General features: G+C 58.9%; 15 protein-coding genes and 3 pseudogenes. 9 read left to right on the top strand and 9 right to left on the bottom strand.

The features are described 5' to 3' along the window. Window positions 1-48: 48 nt before the first annotated feature. Complete coding sequence (locus tag AWB81_RS33990) at window positions 49-681, bottom strand: MFS transporter (protein WP_235026051.1); 633 nt, start codon at window positions 679-681, stop codon at window positions 49-51. Here AWB81_RS33990 and AWB81_RS49180 point away from each other — a divergent pair. Next, window positions 652-894: pseudogene (locus AWB81_RS49180) on the top strand (IS6 family transposase); the annotation flags it as partial. The gene AWB81_RS33990 and the pseudogene AWB81_RS49180 sit on opposite strands and share 30 nt — an antisense overlap. Window positions 895-1,797: 903 nt before the next feature. Here AWB81_RS49180 and AWB81_RS33980 read toward each other — a convergent pair. The 6 genes from AWB81_RS33980 to AWB81_RS33955 form a co-directional block, all read right to left on the bottom strand. Then, window positions 1,798-2,754 carry a PDR/VanB family oxidoreductase gene (locus AWB81_RS33980; protein ID WP_062641822.1) on the bottom strand — a complete coding sequence of 319 codons (957 nt, stop codon included), beginning with the start codon at window positions 2,752-2,754 and terminating at the stop codon, window positions 1,798-1,800. 10 nt (window positions 2,755-2,764) lie between these two features. Next, window positions 2,765-3,913, bottom strand: a complete 1,149-nt coding sequence (locus AWB81_RS33975; RefSeq protein ID WP_087135384.1) for an aromatic ring-hydroxylating oxygenase subunit alpha — start codon at window positions 3,911-3,913, stop codon at window positions 2,765-2,767. Between the two features lie 397 nt (window positions 3,914-4,310). Beyond that, window positions 4,311-5,486, bottom strand: a complete 1,176-nt coding sequence (gene argE, locus AWB81_RS33970; RefSeq protein ID WP_062641818.1) for an acetylornithine deacetylase — start codon at window positions 5,484-5,486, stop codon at window positions 4,311-4,313. Next, complete coding sequence (locus tag AWB81_RS33965) at window positions 5,479-6,156, bottom strand: DUF1028 domain-containing protein (RefSeq protein ID WP_062641815.1); 678 nt, start codon at window positions 6,154-6,156, stop codon at window positions 5,479-5,481. The genes argE and AWB81_RS33965 overlap by 8 nt, the downstream gene beginning before the upstream one ends. Window positions 6,157-6,176: 20 nt before the next feature. After that, window positions 6,177-6,614 carry a RidA family protein gene (locus tag AWB81_RS33960; protein ID WP_062641813.1) on the bottom strand — a complete coding sequence of 146 codons (438 nt, stop codon included), beginning with the start codon at window positions 6,612-6,614 and terminating at the stop codon, window positions 6,177-6,179. 31 nt (window positions 6,615-6,645) lie between these two features. Continuing rightward, complete coding sequence (locus AWB81_RS33955; RefSeq protein WP_062641810.1) at window positions 6,646-7,995, bottom strand: flavin-containing monooxygenase; 1,350 nt, start codon at window positions 7,993-7,995, stop codon at window positions 6,646-6,648. Between the two features lie 215 nt (window positions 7,996-8,210). Between AWB81_RS33955 and AWB81_RS33950 the strand changes: the two genes are divergently transcribed. The 6 genes from AWB81_RS33950 (at window position 8,211) to AWB81_RS33925 (ending at window position 14,865) form a co-directional block, all read left to right on the top strand. Continuing rightward, window positions 8,211-9,137 (top strand): LysR family transcriptional regulator, encoded by a 927-nt coding sequence (locus AWB81_RS33950; RefSeq protein WP_062641824.1) that lies wholly within the window; start codon window positions 8,211-8,213, stop codon window positions 9,135-9,137. Between the two features lie 169 nt (window positions 9,138-9,306). After that, the gene (locus tag AWB81_RS33945; protein ID WP_062641808.1) at window positions 9,307-10,455 is read left to right on the top strand and encodes an SRPBCC family protein; all 1,149 of its coding nucleotides are present in this window, start codon (window positions 9,307-9,309) and stop codon (window positions 10,453-10,455) included. A gap of 30 nt (window positions 10,456-10,485) precedes the next feature. Continuing rightward, window positions 10,486-11,667, top strand: a complete 1,182-nt coding sequence (locus AWB81_RS33940) for an ABC transporter ATP-binding protein (protein WP_062641806.1) — start codon at window positions 10,486-10,488, stop codon at window positions 11,665-11,667. Window position 11,668: 1 nt separating this feature from the next. Beyond that, complete coding sequence (locus AWB81_RS33935; protein ID WP_062641803.1) at window positions 11,669-12,715, top strand: ABC transporter substrate-binding protein; 1,047 nt, start codon at window positions 11,669-11,671, stop codon at window positions 12,713-12,715. A 145-nt stretch (window positions 12,716-12,860) separates the two neighbouring features. Then, window positions 12,861-14,012: an ABC transporter permease gene (locus AWB81_RS33930; RefSeq protein WP_235026049.1), complete on the top strand. Its 1,152-nt coding sequence runs from the start codon at window positions 12,861-12,863 to the stop codon at window positions 14,010-14,012. A 25-nt stretch (window positions 14,013-14,037) separates the two neighbouring features. Continuing rightward, window positions 14,038-14,865: an ABC transporter permease gene (locus AWB81_RS33925; protein WP_062641798.1), complete on the top strand. Its 828-nt coding sequence runs from the start codon at window positions 14,038-14,040 to the stop codon at window positions 14,863-14,865. 220 nt (window positions 14,866-15,085) lie between these two features. On the opposite strand, the pseudogene AWB81_RS33920 reads toward AWB81_RS33925, so the two are convergent. Continuing rightward, window positions 15,086-15,692 (bottom strand): annotated as a pseudogene (locus tag AWB81_RS33920) (DDE-type integrase/transposase/recombinase). A gap of 43 nt (window positions 15,693-15,735) precedes the next feature. Here AWB81_RS33920 and AWB81_RS33915 point away from each other — a divergent pair. Next, a pseudogene (locus AWB81_RS33915) lies at window positions 15,736-16,421 on the top strand (Tn3 family transposase); the annotation flags it as partial. Window positions 16,422-16,766: 345 nt separating this feature from the next. On the opposite strand, the gene AWB81_RS47335 reads toward AWB81_RS33915, so the two are convergent. Continuing rightward, on the bottom strand, window positions 16,767-16,970 hold the full coding sequence (locus tag AWB81_RS47335) for a hypothetical protein (RefSeq protein WP_062641791.1): 204 nt from the start codon (window positions 16,968-16,970) through the stop codon (window positions 16,767-16,769). On the opposite strand from AWB81_RS47335, the gene AWB81_RS33905 reads away from it, so the two are divergent. Further along, the gene (locus tag AWB81_RS33905; RefSeq protein WP_235026050.1) at window positions 16,896-17,147 is read left to right on the top strand and encodes a non-heme iron oxygenase ferredoxin subunit; all 252 of its coding nucleotides are present in this window, start codon (window positions 16,896-16,898) and stop codon (window positions 17,145-17,147) included. The genes AWB81_RS47335 and AWB81_RS33905 overlap by 75 nt on opposite strands. Window positions 17,148-17,348 lie beyond the last annotated feature (201 nt).

The raw sequence follows: 17,348 nt of genomic DNA, 5'->3' as shown, positions 1-17,348 counted from the left end.
TCTTGGTCTTTTCCATCATCTTCGTCGTGCGTTGCGGTTCGTCCGATTCTACTTGACCGCGTTAGTGCGACAGAACCCAAATCTGTCCGCAACACGCGAGCCCACCAGGGCGCCGATCACTGCCCCGCCGTTCAGTACCAATAGAAACGACAGCGATCCCCTTGCGTTGAACCCGGCCCGCAGCATCAACTCGGGCAGCCAGGTGTTGAGTAAGTAGACGAGTACCAGTCCGGTGGCGCTCATCAGGCCTAGCACGATAGTAGGAAACAGATAGGACCCGAACAATCCAGCGAATCCTGCTTTACCCGAAATCGCTGGCGAGACGCTGCCGCCGGCGCCCGGCATGACCTCGGGTATCTCCACACCGGTCTGCTCCGAAATGGATCGAGCCTCGTCGAAACGGCCGCGGCTGACGAGCCACGCCAACGATTCGGGCATCTTGAAGTACGCCAACGGCAGCAGCGTGACGAAGGGAAGTGCGCCGATCCAGAACATGCCGCGCCAGCCGATTTGTTGCAGTAACAGGATCGCCAGCATTGCCGCCAACAAGCTGCCCAACGGCACCACCGAATACGTTATGGCGTTGCAGAGGTTCTTGCGGCCCTTGGGCCCGTATTCCGACACGAGCGCGCCGGTCGTCGCCACCAATGCGCCAACGCCAAGACCCGTAATGAAGCGCATCAGCCCGAACATCGTCGCCAGATGTGTGGCTTTCGCGATGCGCGTCGCACGCAGGCGTTTCTCTCATGCTTCGGCCCGATCAGGCACCACTTCGCATTGCCCAGACATCAGATGAACGCGGCATGTCATCGCGCCGCACTCCAAGAACGCTTTACCATATGGCATGATTGGACTGTCACTGCCGCGGCCAATAAAGTTATATTATATGGATAACTACTCATTTGCCACACAGGTAGTCTATCCTCGTCAACTTGACAGAGCCCGCTGTTCCAATCAATCCTGCTGCCTGACACAGCGCGTGTAGGCCCACAATGTCGTGTGAGCCATAGCTCGCTTCGAGGCGGGCACGTTAGTTCTAACTTCTGCTCCGGAAACCCACTTCCGCCCCCGCAGATCGCGCATGCGGCCGGTCAGGGCGAGACCGAAGCACGCTGGGCCAAGCAACTGCACCATGCGATGCTTTCCATATAGAGAAGTCTCCATGAGCTTCGCGACGAATCCGTTGACGAAAATTTTCAGTTGCTGCTCATTTCCGTTAGGCTACCAGACGGCCGCTGGCGACACCAATCGGCTCCCCTCTTGTGACCGTAGACTACGACGCTGTTGACATCGGTGCGTTTGCTCGGATTGAATGTTGTCAGCGGCGAGCGCTACTTATATCAAACCTGAACATAGAGGCACAGCACAATGGGATCTTCGCTAAGATTTTTTTAGGTACTAACGGCCGGTGATCAAAAGTTTCGCAAGGACAATCAACAACGCAATTCCGGCCGGCAACGCAATCGCCACGGCCCACTCTGTGGGTGTACGTGGCAGATCAGCCCTCTTCGCTCTAGGGGTTTCCGTGCTCGGATTTTCAGCCTCGGAAAGAGGCTGCTGCCGATTTGCATGAGAATCACTGCTGTCGTCGAGCATAATCCAGTTACGTGACATGTCGTCGCCACGCTCCTTTCAGACTGTTTTTGTGTTCCTGAGCGCTGGAACGGACGTTGAACTACTCCGCTAGGGATAATCGGACCACATCAGAGGCATTAGCCCAACAACGGATTGCTGTAACCCTTCCCCGTGAGGAGATGGTTCTGATCGGACAAACAGCTTCAAAACAAGTCCGACGACTCAGCAATCGAGAACCAGACGACCCCGTTTGCAACCGGAAACACACACCATCATCGACTTGCCGCTCTTTCGTTCGGCCTCGCTCAAGACACTGTCCCGATGATCGATTTCCCCTTCAAGGACGGCCATCTCGCAGGTGCCGCAAAATCCCTGTTGGCAGTTGAACGGAGCGTCTACACCGGCCGCAACGAGTGCATCGAGTAGACGGGTGCCAGGCTCCACGCGGATCGTTTTCCCACTTCGCGCAAGCTGAACCTCATAACCGGGCACGGCCTCGGCTTCGGGGCCGACGGGAGCGGCGGAAAATCGCTCGATATGGGCGTGGCGATAGCCATGTTTGGCGCATGCCTGCTCGAATGCGCTCAACATCGGTGATGGGCCGCAACAGTAGTAGCGCGTGTCGGCGCCGCGTCCAGCAATGAATGCGTCCAGATCTGGCGGACCATGCTTTTCAACATCGAAATGCAGTGTGAGCGGAATGCCGAGTGCCTGGATCGGGCGAAGCCACGCGGCATGTTCCCGTGAACGGCAGCAGTAAAGCATCTCGACGTGCTTGCCGAGGAACACGAGCCGCTGCGCCATGCTGTAGATCGCCGTGATACCAATGCCGCCTGCAACGAGAACGAACTGATCGCCGGTCTCGTCCAGCGGAAAGTTGTTGCGTGGAGGCGTAATGGTCAGATGGTTTCCGACACGCAACTGCTCGTGAATGAATGCGGAGCCACCCCGGCTTTCGCGCGCGCGTAGCACGCCGAGCACGTAGCGTTGGACGTTATCCGATGAATTCACAAGCGAGTAACTGCGCACGATCCCGTTAGGCAGATCCAGGCAGATGTGTGCGCCAGCATCGAACGCTGGCAGGCTATCGGAATCAGCAGGACGCAATTCAATGCTCAGCGTGTCACTTGCTTCGAGCGTCAGCTTGTCGACTACTACATTGAGGGTGGCGGGATACATATTTTCGCTTTCAGACGTAGATACGACGTGCGATGTAGCTATAAAAATCGCGCAAGGTGCCCTCAAGGTCTTCCGGTGCGAGGGGGCCTGGTGTGTAAAAGCTGGAGCTCAGACCGATCTGCAGTCTCTCCAGCTTCACCTTGTCTTCGGCATTGAACGCATCGGTGAACGCGACATATTCTTTCAGGTTTTCCTCGCTCGGCGACTTCTCGTAACCGGCGATACCCCAGCGGATTGCCACACTGCATGTCGACGCCGGCCGGAGGAGGAGGTAGACGGTCTGATGAGGCATATACGTGACGACCAGATTCGGAAAGACACTGAAAATAAGGCTATGCCGGCGCTCTGTTACAGTCAGATCGGGGTGAAACGGTTCGCGCTGCGGTGATTCAGGCGTGTAGTGAGATCTATACGCCGAGAAGTAGCCGTTGCCAGTAACGTGCTCGCTAAGCTCACTCGGCGAGCGCGGACGGAGTGTGGTTGGGTGCGTTGCGTTCAGGTGATAGCCTTCCATGAAATTCTCAGCAAGGCATTTCCAGTTGGTTTGCCACACTTCTTCGCTTGTGTAATAGAGTTCCTGTTCTTCGTGATGGTAATTGCGAATGAGCGGTTCAAGCGGTTCAAGGGATTCCTTGAGCGGCGCCGCCGTACCATCCAGATTGACAAAAATGAAGTTTTGCCAGACCGTCGTCGCGATAGTGGGCAAGGCACAATTGGCCGTATCGAGCGCCTTGACCTCCTGCATGAGTGGTGCGCGCTTGAGTTTTCCATCGAGGTCGTAGCTCCACGCGTGATAGCCGCAGACGTGCGCGCGAGCATTGCCGCGACCGGTCGCGACAAGGTTGCCCCGATGCCTGCAAACATTCGAAAGAACGCGAATTTCTCCCTGCGAGGTACGCTGCACGAGAAGCGGTTCACCGATCATTTCCGTGGTGAAGTAATCGCCATTGTTGGGAATTTCGCCTACATGTCCCACGCATGCCCAGCCACTTCGAAAAACTCGATCCTTCTCCAGCTTGGCGAAGCTCTCCGAGGTGTAGAACGCCCCCGGCATGGACCAGACAGCACGTTCCCCAGTCGATACTAACGACGAAAGCGTGTTAAGTAACTCATCATCGTGTTGCGAATGGGTCGTTGTGACATTGGCGACTGTGGACATGAACTAGTCTCCTGGTGGCATCTCGGCCTTAGTTAGCCTTGCAGCGAGCTAATGGTGGACAAACGAACGGACTTGGGCATGATTCGCAAGACGGCCCATCAGCGGGCGCGAAAGCGCTGTGTCTCACTGGCCATCCTTCTTGGGACTGCCCTCACAGAAGAATTTACCGCGTTAAATTATTGGCGTAGACATAATTTTTTGATGTATCTCCATGTGTTTTAAGCTATGCAGTGAAGCTGCCGCGCGATTCTGCCCCTGTACGAACTATTGGGTCGGACGAGAAACTGGCCGAAACCCAACGCATGGCGCCCGACCGGATTCGTAGCGCATCACGTGCTTGCAGACGCCGGTGGAGTACCGCTGGGTGTAATACGGTCCGGCGCATACCGTCATGACCTCACCCGATCGCTGGCATTGGTCCAGCGGCGTACCTCGCGATGCGCTCCATCATCGAATCGCAGCCGCGAAGCTGCTCGATCGTCACGTATTCGTCAGGTTTGTGCCCTTGATCCATGCTGCCCGGGCCGCAAACGACGGTCGGAATGCCGGCGTGATTGAACAGTCCCCCTTCAGTTCCGAACGCGACCGTACCGAACTCTTCAGAGCCGCAAAGCATCGCCAGAATTCGAGCGGTCTCGCTGTCGGGTGGGGTCGCGAGTCCCGGATATTCGGATAGCGGTTCAAGAAGGATGTCTACGTCGGATTGCACGGCGCGCATCCTCGGCAACAATTCGGCTTGCGCGTATGTCTGCAGATCCTCGGCAACCTCGTTCGCGTCGAAGCCCGGCAGCGCGCGTACCTCGAAATCGAATTCGCATTCCGCCGGCACGATATTGAGCGCGCGACCGCCCTTGATGACACCCGTTTGCACGGTCGAATACGGCGGGTCGAAACGCGCGTCGTGATGCTCGGGTTGCGCCAAGCGCTCGCCGATTTCTTCCAGACGGTTGATCAAGCGCGCCGCGTACTGAATGGCGTTGACACCGTAGGGCGCGTACGCGGAATGGCAAGGCGCGCCTATCACCTGACAGCGCATTGCGAGTTTGCCCTTATGGCCGAGCACCGGTTTCAATCCGGTCGGCTCGCCGATCAGACACAACAAAGGTTTGTGCTTCCGCTTTTCCAACACCGCGAGCATCGGCCGCACGCCCAGGCATCCGACTTCTTCATCGTAAGAGAACGCGAGATGCACCGGGATCTGCAATTCGGCCTCGACGAACAGCGGCACCGCGGCCAACACCGACGCGAGATAGCCCTTCATATCGGCCGTGCCACGTCCGTAGAGCCGCCCTTCCTTTTCGCTTAGCTTGAACGGATCGAAGCTCCACGCTTGTCCGTCGACCGGCACGACATCCGTATGACCCGATAGCACGATGCCGCCACGATCGCGCGGCCCAATGGTCGCGAACAAGTTGGCCTTCGTGCGCTCCGCGTTGTAGAACAGCTCGCACTCGACGTCGAGTTGCGCGAGGTAATCGCGGACGAACTCGATCAGCTCCAGATTCGAATCGCGGCTGACCGTCGCGAAGCCGATCAACTGTTCGAGCAGATAGCGGCTCGTCGTCTCACTCATCGCCCGGCACTCCGTAGCGCGGCGCGGCGGTCGGGTTCAATGCTCGGGCCACATAGTCCTGCATTTGCGGCCTGTACGCCTGCCAGAGACCATCTAGCTTGGCGATGGGATCGTCATCCGACCAGTCGACGCGCAGATCGACGAGCGGCCAGCTCTGCTCTCCCGCGATCTTCAGCGCCGCCGAATGCACCGGTCCCGCTTCGCCGCCCGCCCCGATCGCCGCATGCACCGCCGCGAGCAAACGATCTGCGAGATGACCCGGCGCGTTCTCGAACGCGGGAATCATCGCCTCGATCACGTGAGTGCCCGCGAGCATGTTGCCCGCCGCGACGCATTGCTTGCCCGCGACCGCGTGATACGTGCCGAGTGCCTGCTTGCCGCTGAGGAACGCGGTACGCCCCTGCGCATCGACCACCGTCACCTGCCGATACTCGCTCCATTCGCTCGCGCACAGCGCGCGATCCAGCGCCGCGGAGGCACCGAGCTTCGCGCGCTCCATAAGGTCGAGAATCTGCGGACCGAGCGCGGGCAGCGTGACGTTCTGCGTCGCGACCACGCCGACTCCCGCGCGCACCCACGGACAACGCGCGCCCACCGCGATGCTCGATGAACTGATCGCGATGCCAAGCTGTCCGGTTTCTTCACAACGTCCGACGATTGAGAAAGTCATGTGCCCTCCGATTATGTCTTTTAGGCCTGAGGGGGTGTCCATCCATCGGGAATGACGGCGATCACGTCGATTTCCATCAGCCACTCAGGTTGGCCCAGCGCGACGACGGTAATCCCAGTCGAAATTGGAAACACGCCCTTCAGCCACTCGCCGACTTCGCGATACACCGGCTCGCGAAAGCGCACGTCGGTGAGATAAGTGGTCGTCTTGACGATGTGCGAGAGGTCGCTGCCAGCCTCTTCGAGCAACTGCTTGACGTTCCTCATCGCCTGCTCCGCCTGCGCGCGCGGATCGCCCAGCCCGACGAGCCTGCCGTCAAAGTCCGTGCCGATCTGACCGCGCAGATACACGGTATTGCCTGCGCGCACGGCCTGGCAAAGATCGTTGTCGAGCGATTGATTGGGGTACGTATCCTTCGTGTTGAACATGCGGATACGGGTATGCGTGGGTTGGCTCATCGAAGTACCTTGATGCTGAATAAGTTAGAAATCAGTTGACGCCCATCTCGCTCACCGTGTGGATGCGCGATGCGCCCGGCGCGCTCTCAACGCTTTCGACGCGCTTCCCTTCCACATGACGATGCGGCTCGTCGTAATAAGCGTGGTACTTACGCTGTGTGGCGATGTGATCGGCGATGTGCTTCGCATCGTGCCACACGCCCCAGATGAACGAGGAGCCACGGCGCGACAGCCACGGCAAGCCGAGGAAATAGATGCCTGGCTCCTTCGCAACGCCGCGCTGATGTTTCGGCTTGCCCTTTTCGTCGAATGCATCGACTTGCAGCCAGGTGAAATCGACGGCATAGCCCGTCGCCCAGATGATCGACGTCACGCCTTCCTTCGCCAGATCAAGCTCATGAAGCGGATGCTTCATGCATTCCGGATCAGCTGGAATGATGTGCGCTTCCGGTTCTTCGGGAAGATCGAGGCCGTTGCGTTCGACATAAGCGTCAGCGGCGTCGAGTAGCGACAGATAGTTCTCGTCGCCGCGACGAATGTTCTCGGCGAGATCGGCCTCGAACGTGACGACGGTATCGTCGAACGATTTCGTCAGGCCGACGAGCGTGATGCCCTGATGCGCGAGACGCCGGAAGTCGACCGTATGGCCGCCGCGCGCGCCACTCACCGCGATCGTCACGTGCTCGCGGCCGGGCTTCATCACTTCCGCGTCCCATTCGCCGAGCACGCCGAGCCACCAGCAGAAGTCGCGTCCACGATAGCCACGCGGCGGACGATCGTGCGCGCCGACCGACAAATACACGCGCCGACCCGCTCGCTGCAATTCATCGGCGATCTGCACGCCCGACGATCCCGCGCCGACCACCAGCACACCGCCTTCGGGCAATTGCCGCTGATTGCGGTAGTCGGCGGAATGAATCTGCGTGAGCGCCGTACTTTTCGGCGCGATCGGCGGAATTACGGGGCGCTGAAACGGCCCCGTCGCAACCACTACGCGGTTCGCTTCGATCGTTCCTTCAGACGTATCGACGGTGAAACCGGGCCGTCCGAAATTGCGCGCAACCTTCCTCACTTCGACGCCGGTGCGAATCGGTGCGTTGAACTTTTTTGCATAGGCGACAAAGTAGTCGGCGACCTGTTCCTTACCTGCAAAGCCATCCGGATTCACATCGGAGAATTCGAGATTCGGAAACCGGTCGTGCCATGCCGGTCCGTTGGCAACCAGCGAGTCCCACCGACCGGTGCGCCAGCGCTCGGCGATGCGATCGCGCTCGAGCACGATATGCGGGATGTCGAGCTTGGTCAGGTGTTCGCTCATGGCGACGCCTGCTTGCCCGGCGCCCACAACGAGCGTGTCTGTTGCCTTTATTTCGACTGTCATGGCTGAGTCCTTCGAAGAAGCGGAGTTCGGTTGTTCCCGTCGGCAGCTTGTAGCCTTCAGGCACGGTGTTGATCCTTCGCATAGCAATCTACGCCCGCTTTCGGAATCCGAAAAATATATTAAACAATTGCAAAGCATCGGATTACGCTATGCAGTCGTATTTGATCACTTCACAATGCGGTCCATCTGACAATGTCAACCGGGAGCAAGAACCCATGGAAAGTCAGCCGCTGCATTACTCGCTGCGCCAGTTGCGATACTTTGTAGTGACCGCGGAAGTGCTGTCTTTTACGGCTGCTGCGAGACGCCTGCACATTTCCCAGCCGTCCATCTCGACCGCGCTAGCCGACCTTGAGATCTCGTTCGGCGTGCAGTTGTTCATCCGGCATCATGCAAGCGGCCTGTCGCTGACTCAGGCGGGGCGGGATCTGCTCGGACAGGCGCGCAATCTGCTGAAGATGGCCGAGGAATTCCAGATGACCGCCACCGAAATGGATGGCGGCATAAAGGGAACGATAGCGCTCGGCTGTCTCGTCTCTCTGGCGCCGCCCCTGATGCCAGGATTGATCAGCCGTTTTACGAGCGAGCACGGTGGAATCAGCTTTCGCACCATCGAGGCGCATCAGGATGAGCTATTGAAGGGCCTGCACGACGGTTCGCTCGACATCGTGCTCACCTACAGTCTTGATCTGTCCGAGGACATCGCCTTCACGCCGCTACTTTCCTTGCCGCCGTACGCGATACTGCCTGCGACGCACAGATTGGCGCGCGCGCGAAAGGTGTCGTTACAGGATCTGATAGACGAGCCGTACGTGATGCTGGATCTGCCGCACAGCCGGGACTACTTCGCCGCGCTCTTCGATGTCGTCGGAGCCCGGCCTGTTCCCGCTTTTCGTTCTTCGCTACCGGAAGTCGTGCGTGGGATGGTTGCGAACGGGCTGGGTTACAGCATCCTGAACTTCCCGCTGAATTCGACGCAAACGGTCGACGGAAGTGAGTTCGTGATCAAGCATTTTAGGGACAACGTCAACGCGACGACGCTCGGAATCGCCCAATCGAAAACGATGAAGCCGCGGCAAGTGGTGTCCCGATTCTCTACCTTTAGCGAAAGCTATATACGCCGCCTAAAGCTCGACGCATAACCGGCAACCATAGCGGACGGGCTTCGCGCGCCCTGCATAGCTAAATCCTAGCTTTAGCATCCAAAAACAATGTTTTGACTGGTAAATTGACCTGATAGATTTACCTTCATTCGAGGCGATTGAAGCGCGGACCCCGTAGCGCGAACGCACTCGGCTTTAGGAGCGTCCCATGGAAAATCCCACCAGGCAAACGGCAGTCTCCGCTTTGGTCGACGAGCTTGTGGCAGGCTGCGAGCGACCATTCAGCGACGCGCGCTCGATGCCTCCTGGCGTGTACACGTCGTCCGAGTTCCTGTCTCTCGAAGAGCAGGCGATCTTTGCGAAAGAGTGGCAATGCGTGGGTCGCGCGAGCGCGCTGAAGGCGCCTGGCGACTATCTGACCGCGAGCGTCGCGGCTCAACCGATCGTCGTCGTGCGCGATGAGAAGATGGGGCTCCGGGCGATGTCGAACGTATGCCTGCATCGCATGTCGATTCTGCTCGAAGGCCGTGGGAACATACGACGGATCATCTGTCCTTACCACGCCTGGAACTATGGGCTCGACGGTGCGCTTAAGAGCGCGCCGCTGATGGACCAGCAGGCGGGTTTCTGCAAGGAAAGCTACAAGCTCCCGGCGGTCCGCTGCGAGGAATGGCAAGGCTGGATCTACGTGACGCTCGATGAAAACGCACCGCCTGTGCATCAGCAGCTCGCGCAGCTCACTGAGCTTGTCGGCGCATACGGCATGACCGACTACATCGAAACATTCCATGAAGAGCACGTCTGGGACACCAACTGGAAGATCCTCGCCGAAAACTTCATGGAAAGCTATCACTTGCCGATGCTGCATCGCGCAACGGTCGGTCCGCACTCGCGCCTTGAGGAAATGGAATGCCCGCCCGGTTATCCGGCGTTCAACTATCACTGGATCACCAAGGAAGCATCGCTTCCCATTGGCAACGCTCATCCGGACAACAACCGTCTGACCGGCCACTGGCGCAAGACCACGGCTTTGCTCGCGATCTATCCGACGCATCTCGTCACACTCACGCCAGGATACTTCTGGTATCTCGTGTTGCAGCCCCGAGGCGTCGACCGCGTGCATATCCGTTTCGGCGGCGGGCTTTCACCCGACTTTATCGCCGATCCCGAAGCCAACGCGCATATGGCCACGCTCAAGGCTTTGCTCGACGAAGTGAATGCGGAAGATAAGCGCGGCGTGGAAGCGGTGTTTCGCGGCGTGCATGCCCCGCTTGCAAAGCCCGGCCATCTGAGCCCCCTCGAACGCCCAAACTATGACTTCGCGCGCTATCTGGCGTCGAAGCTCACTGTGTGTTGATCGAAGCACTCTCGACAGGACGCTTTTACGATGTCAAACCCATCCTACATTTCGTTCTCAGGCGTTAGCAAGTCGTACGACGGCGCGAACTACGTTGTCGATGATTTGAACCTTGATGTGCGAAAGGGCGAGTTTCTGTCGCTGCTGGGTCCGTCGGGCTCGGGCAAGACGACCACGCTCATGATGCTCGCCGGTTTCGAGTCGCCCACGCAAGGCGAAATACGTCTCGACGGCAAACGTCTCGACGACAAGCCGCCGCATCAGCGCGACATCGGCATGGTGTTTCAGAACTACGCGCTCTTTCCACATCTCACGATTGCCGAGAACGTGGCATTTCCCTTGTCCGTGCGGCGTGTGAGCCGCACGGACCAGAAGGCACGTGTGAAGCGCGCGCTGGAGATGATCGAAATGCCGCATCTGGCAAACCGACGTCCAGCACAGCTTTCAGGCGGACAACAGCAGCGCGTCGCGCTCGCCCGCGCACTCGTCTTCGAACCCAGCGTCGTTCTCATGGACGAGCCACTAGGCGCACTCGACAAGCGCCTGCGCGAAACCATGCAGTACGAGATCATGCGGCTGCATCGCGAGCTGTCGCTGACGATCGTCTACGTGACGCACGATCAGGCAGAAGCGCTGACGATGTCGGACCGAGTCGCCGTCTTTTCCGATGGCCGCATCCAGCAAGCCGCAACGCCCACGGAGCTGTATGAAAACGCACAGAACGCCTTTGTCGCGAACTTCGTCGGTGAAAACAACGGCCTGAGGGGCCGTGTATTGACGGCCGGCGACCAATGGGCGACGTTGGCGCTCTCCGATGGCAACATCATTCGCGGCCGATGCGAACGGGGCCTGCGCGAAGGAGACGAAGCGATGCTCGCCTTGCGCCCGGAGCGCGCACATATCCCGAGCGCCGAAGGCACGCAACTGGACGCGCACAGCAACGTCGTGCGCGCCAAGGTGCAGGAGCTTGTGTATTGCGGCGATCATCATCGAGTGCATCTGACGCTCGGTTCGCGAGACGCTTTCGTTGCCAAGATTCCCAATACGCAACGCCACGCCTTGCCTTCGGCTGGGGACACCATCGAGGTGGCCTGGCGCCATGACGACTGCAAGATTCTCGCTGCGAGCGTGCCCCGCAGCGCGCCTATAGTTCTTACCCCCGCATCGCCCTCACCTTCCATCATCTCGGCCGCAGCCGCAGGAGCCAACTGATATGCGCACTCACATCAAAGCACAATGTGCCGCACTTGCCGTAGTCGCCGTCGCTGCCGTTTCGGTGCAGGCCGCGGAAACGCTCAACGTCGTCACCTTTGGCGGCGCCTATGAGGCCGCGGCGAAGAAAGCCTATTTCGAGCCGTTCACGCAGGCGACCGGCGTCAACTTCTCGCTCGAATCGTACGACGGCGGTCTCGCGAAGCTTTCCGCGATGGAGCAGGCGAAGAACACGACATGGGATCTCATCGATCTCGAGAGCAACGACGCGATCACCGCGTGCGACGAAGGGCTGCTCAAGAAGATCGACAAGAAGAGTCTCGGCAATACGAGTGACTTCATTCCCGGTTCTATCAGCGACTGCGCGGTTGCGAGCATGGTGTGGTCCACGGTCTACGCCTATGACGCGAGCAAGCTGAAGACCGCGCCGAGCACCATCAACGATTTCTTCGACTTACAGAAATTCCCTGGCAAGCGCGGGCTGCGCAAGTCACCGAAGGGCTCGATGGAATGGGCACTGATTGCCGACGGCGTTGATCCGAAAGATGTGTACAAGGTTCTCGGGACGCCAGCGGGCGTTGACCGCGCATTCAAGAAGCTCGACACGATCAAGAAGAGCATCGTGTGGTGGGAGTCGGGCGCGCAAGCTCCGCAACTGCTCGCCGATGGCGCCGTCGTGATGACGCAGGCCTACAACGGCCGAATCGACGATGCCGCGAAGAAGGACAACAAGCCCTTCAAGATCGTCTGGGATGCTCAAGTTTACGACTATGAATGGTGGGGCATCCCGAAGGGCGCGAAGCACGCCGACACGGCAGCGAAGTTCATCGTTTCAGCATCGCAGCCGAAGGCCTACGCTGACCTTTCGAAGTACATCGCTTATGCGCCGCCGCGCAGGGATGCCATCCCCCTCGTTGACAAGCAGCGACTGGCCGACCTGCCGACCGCGCCGGATAACTTCAAGCGTGCGATCCAGATCAATCCGACCTTCTGGGCGGATAACGCTGATGAGATCAGCAAGCGCTTCCAGGTTTGGTTGACGCAGTAACACTTCGATCGAAAGAGAGCCCGCTGTGACCGCGACCACCCATACCCCCGTACCGGCCCATGCTCCGGTCGCTGGCTCTCCGACGGGAGCCGACGGCCGCGCATCCTATCAAAAGGCACAACGCCGCGCATCGCTTCGAGCGCTGATGCTGGCGCTTCCCCTGATCGTGTTTCTACTGTCGACCTTCATTGCGCCGATCGCGCTGTTGCTCGCCCGCAGCGCACAGAACCGCGAAGTGCCCGACAGCATGCCATCACTTTCCCGCGCACTCGATGCTTGGGACGGCCGTGGCGTGCCTGATGAGCATACGTTCGCCCTGCTCGCGTCCGGAATCAAGGACGCGCAGCAAAGCGGACAACTCGGCACAGTCGCGAAGCGCATGAATTTCGCGCAACCCGAATTTCGCAGCCTGCTGATGAAGACGGCACGCGGCATTCGCAGCGATACGCCTCCCGCCTGGAAGCCGGCGCTGATCGAGATCGACGAACGCTGGAACTCGCCTGAAACATGGCGCCTGTTGAAGCGCGCGGCCGCGTCGCCGACTCCCGATTATCTGCTGAATGCCGTGGACGCGAGAATGACGCCGCAAGGCTCGATCGCCTCGCTGCCAGCGAACACTTCGGTCTATCGCGAGGCGTTCGTGCGAACAATCTCAATCAGCTTCACGGTGACCGTGCTCTGCTTGCTGCTGGGTTATCCAGTGGCCTGGTTGCTCGCGAATCTGCCCGAAAAAAGCAGCAACCGGCTGATGCTGTTGGTCATCGTGCCGTTCTGGACCTCGCTGCTGGTGCGTACTACGGCGTGGTATGTGCTTCTGCAACCGGGTGGCGTCGTCAACAGCCTGCTGATGAGTCTCGGCATCGTGACACATCCGGTGCCGCTCGTTTTCAATCGCACAGGTGTATTGATCGGCATGACGCACGTGCTTTTGCCTTACATGATTCTCGCGATCTACTCGGTGATGAAGAGCGTCTCGCCCGTGTATCTGCGCGCGGCGAAGTCTCTGGGCGCTCATCCGTTCAAGGCTTTCGTGCGCGTCTATATTCCCCAGACTTTGCCGGGAGTCGGAGCGGGATGCTTCCTGGTGTTCGTACTGGCCCTTGGCTACTACATCACACCTGCCCTGCTCGGCGGCGCAGGCGATGAGATGATCAGTCAGCTCATCGCGATCCAGACGAACACCCAACTCAACTGGGGACTCGCGGGCGCGCTGTCGGCCTATCTCGTGATCTTTACGGCGATCTTCTATTTCATTTTCAATCGCATCGTCGGCATCGACCGTTTGCGGTTCGGTTGAGGCACCTATAGACAAAGGAACGATCATGCAAGATAAACGCAATACGGTGCTGACGGAGCGCGTCGCTTTTCGCTGGGTGCGCTTGCATTCCGCGCTCGTCTTGTTCTTCCTCGTGGCGCCCATTCTCGCGATCATTCCGCTCTCGTTCAACTCCGGCTCGTATTTCTCATATCCACTGCAGGGGTTTTCGCTGCGCTGGTATGAACAAGCCCTCACGAGTGCGGACTGGCAACGTGCGCTGCTGAACAGTGTCGCCATTGGCGCAGCGTCCACGTTAATCGCAACCTGTCTCGGGACGCTGGCGGCGCTCGGCCTGTCGCGAACGCAGTTTCCGCTACGCTCGATCGTCATGCCAATCATCATCTCCCCGATGATTGTGCCGATCGTCGTGGTCGCCGCGGGCTTCTATCTCGTCTTCGCGCCACTGGGGCTCGTGAATTCCTACCCCGGTGTCATCCTTGCGCATGCCGCGCTCGGCACGCCGTTTGTCGTCATCACCGTGACCGCGTCGTTATTGTCTTTCGATCAGAGCCTGCTGCGCGCAGCGTCCGGGCTGGGTGCGCCACCGTGGGTCACGTTCAAGCGCGTGACGCTTCCATTGATCACCCCCGCGGTCGCGACGGGAAGCGTCTTCGCCTTCGCCACCTCCTTCGACGAAGTCATCGTGATTCTCTTCATTGGTGGCCCGGATCAAAAGACCGTACCGCGGCAGATGTGGAGCGGCATCCGGGATTCCATCGATCCGTCGATTCTGGCCGTTGCGACTATGTTGATCGTGTTCGCAGTCTTGTTGTTCGCGAGCATCAACTGGCTGCGTAGCCGCGCGGCCGCTGCAAGTCAGGCACTCGTCTGATTTGTCCGGATAAGTGAGCGTGTTAGGAGATGGGCAGCGGTCGGGATTGAGTCTCCGCGTATTCGATGAACAAGCGAGCGGGCACGGTCAACTGATTTCGCTTCAACCAGGCAGCCACCAGTCCTGAACGCGATCTCCGGCGAACCGATGAGTCCCGGCAACAACGGCTCTGTCAAGTTGACGAGGTTAGACTACCTGTGTGGCGGATGAGTAGTTATCCTTATAATATAATTTTATTGGCCGCGGCAGTGACAGTCCAATCATGCCATATGGCAAAGCGTTTTTGGAGTGCGGCGCGATGACATGCCGCGTTCATCTGATGGCTCGGCAATGCGAAGTGGTGCCTGATCGGGCCGAAGCATGAGAGAAACGCCTGCGTGCGACGCGCATCGCGAAAGCCACACATCTGGCGTTCGCGCCTTCGGGTCGGCTGGAGACTGCTCTCGGCACGGTTGTTCACACGTGCAGCCGCTTTGACAAAAACGTGCTTTACATGAGCGAGCTCGAGAATGTCAGCCTTCGCCGCCGGATAGCTGCGCAGCTGGTCGGTAACGATCTTACGCGGCACCGGGTTTGAACGCAGCACCTTTTGGAAGAAGCGCTTTGCCGCGGCCTTGTCGCGCCGCTTTTGCACCAGCACGTCGAGTTCAGCACCATGCTCGTCGAGCGTGGTGTCGTGGTCACATACGAAACGATCCGTTGCTGGTGCGACAAGTTCGGGGTTGAACCGAAAGTTCGGGGTTGAACCGAAAATACCAGCGAACCGCGCAGCTGATTACGACGGCAGGGAAGCGGTGGCCGTGATAAAGCGATTTTGTCTTCTTCATCGCTTCATTCTACCGCCGCCTCCCCTTCAACCTGACAGTGCCCTTTGCGCTGAGGCATCTGCTCAGGTTCCAGTTCGCGCCTCGCATCCGCGATCTCTATGACATGAAACTGTGTGTGCCCGGCAGCGTGAAGGATTATTCCGCACTGACGCCGATGATCGGTGACACCTACAGCGAGAAGCATATCAGGCGGAACTGGGATGAGGTGTTGCGCCTGGCAACGTCGATCCGGCAAGGCACCGTCACCGCCTCGCTGATGTTGCGCAAGCGGGGTAGCTACCCCCCCGGCAGAATGGCCTTGCTGTCGCCTTGCGCGAAATTGGTCGCATCGAGCGTACCTTGCTCATCCTGGACCGGCTGCAAAACGTCGAACTGCGCCGCCGCGTGCACGCTGGGCTAAACAAGGGCGAGGCTCGCAACGCGCTTGCCCGGTCGGTCTTCTTCTATCGCCTCGGGGAGATCCGTGATCGCAGTTTTGAGTCGCAGCGCTACCGCGCCAGTGGACTGAATCTGGTCACGGCGGGAATCGTGCTGCGGAACACCGTCTACTTGGGGCGGGCCGTCCAGGCCATGCATGTCCGCGGCATGCAGCCCGACGCCGGGCTATTGCCGTACCTTTCGCCACTTGGCTGGGAACACATCAACCTGACGGGCGACTATGTATGGCGCCAAAGCCAGAAGCTTCAGGCGGGAAAATTCAAGCCACTGCGACCACTTCCCGAAGCTTGAGTCGCTTGCTTTCCGAGCTGTCTCCGACTCGACCTCATTTCACTGTTGCTTGCTTCGGTCATGCTCGGCGCTTCCGCCTGTTCAGACAGCGCCTAGACTTTGGCGTGGTCGCCGAGCTTAACGCGCTTTATCTTCCGTTTTCTGAAGCGACCCCGTAAGGTCATTGCTGTGAATGCCCGTGGGGCTTCTTCATTGTCGCGATCGATCACGGCGATTGCGCGGTGTTCGAACTCCTGTCGGGCATCGACGCGAACGTGGCGGAAGGCTCGTTGCATAAGTGAAAGCATCTACCCGATAAGAAAACGCGCCGATTTCGGAAACTCTTCGCGGTGTTTATCCTGTTCATTAATATTCCGAGCCGGCCGTGGCGCGGACGTTAATGACGGGATGCTTGAAATGAATGCTGCTGATCGAGTAATAAAAATCGTTTGCGAGACGGGCGACGTCGCGCATGGCTGCGCCAAACGGGTCGAGCTGGAAGGCCTTCCACCATTGGCCGTCTTTAACGTCGACGGCGAATTTTATGTCACCGATGACACCTGCACGCATGGTGACGCCTCATTATGTGAGGGCGAGGTCGAAGACGGCATCGTCGAATGCCCCTTCCATCAAGGTGCTTTTGACGTCCGTTCCGGCAAGGTTGTATCTGCTCCGTGCAGCATTCCTCTCAAGACATATGACGTCATCGTCACCAATGGAACAGTAGCCGTCGAGCTCGGGGAGTAACGCGATATGAACAATATCACCATCGAACAGGCCGGCACGACATTTCGATGTGGTGACAGTGACACGATCTTGTCGGCTGGGCTGCGTAGTGGTCTGGGGATGCCACATGAATGCACGGTAGGTAGTCGGTCTTGCAGAATCGCGCGAAGCCAAGCGCAGCGTGCGGATAGGTGCAGATAAGCAGTTGCGAAACTCCCAGTT

The sequence above is a fragment of the Caballeronia arationis genome, assembly GCF_001544975.2.
GTDB lineage: Bacteria > Pseudomonadota > Gammaproteobacteria > Burkholderiales > Burkholderiaceae > Caballeronia > Caballeronia arationis.
This window is presented reverse-complemented; position numbering and strand designations above follow the sequence as displayed.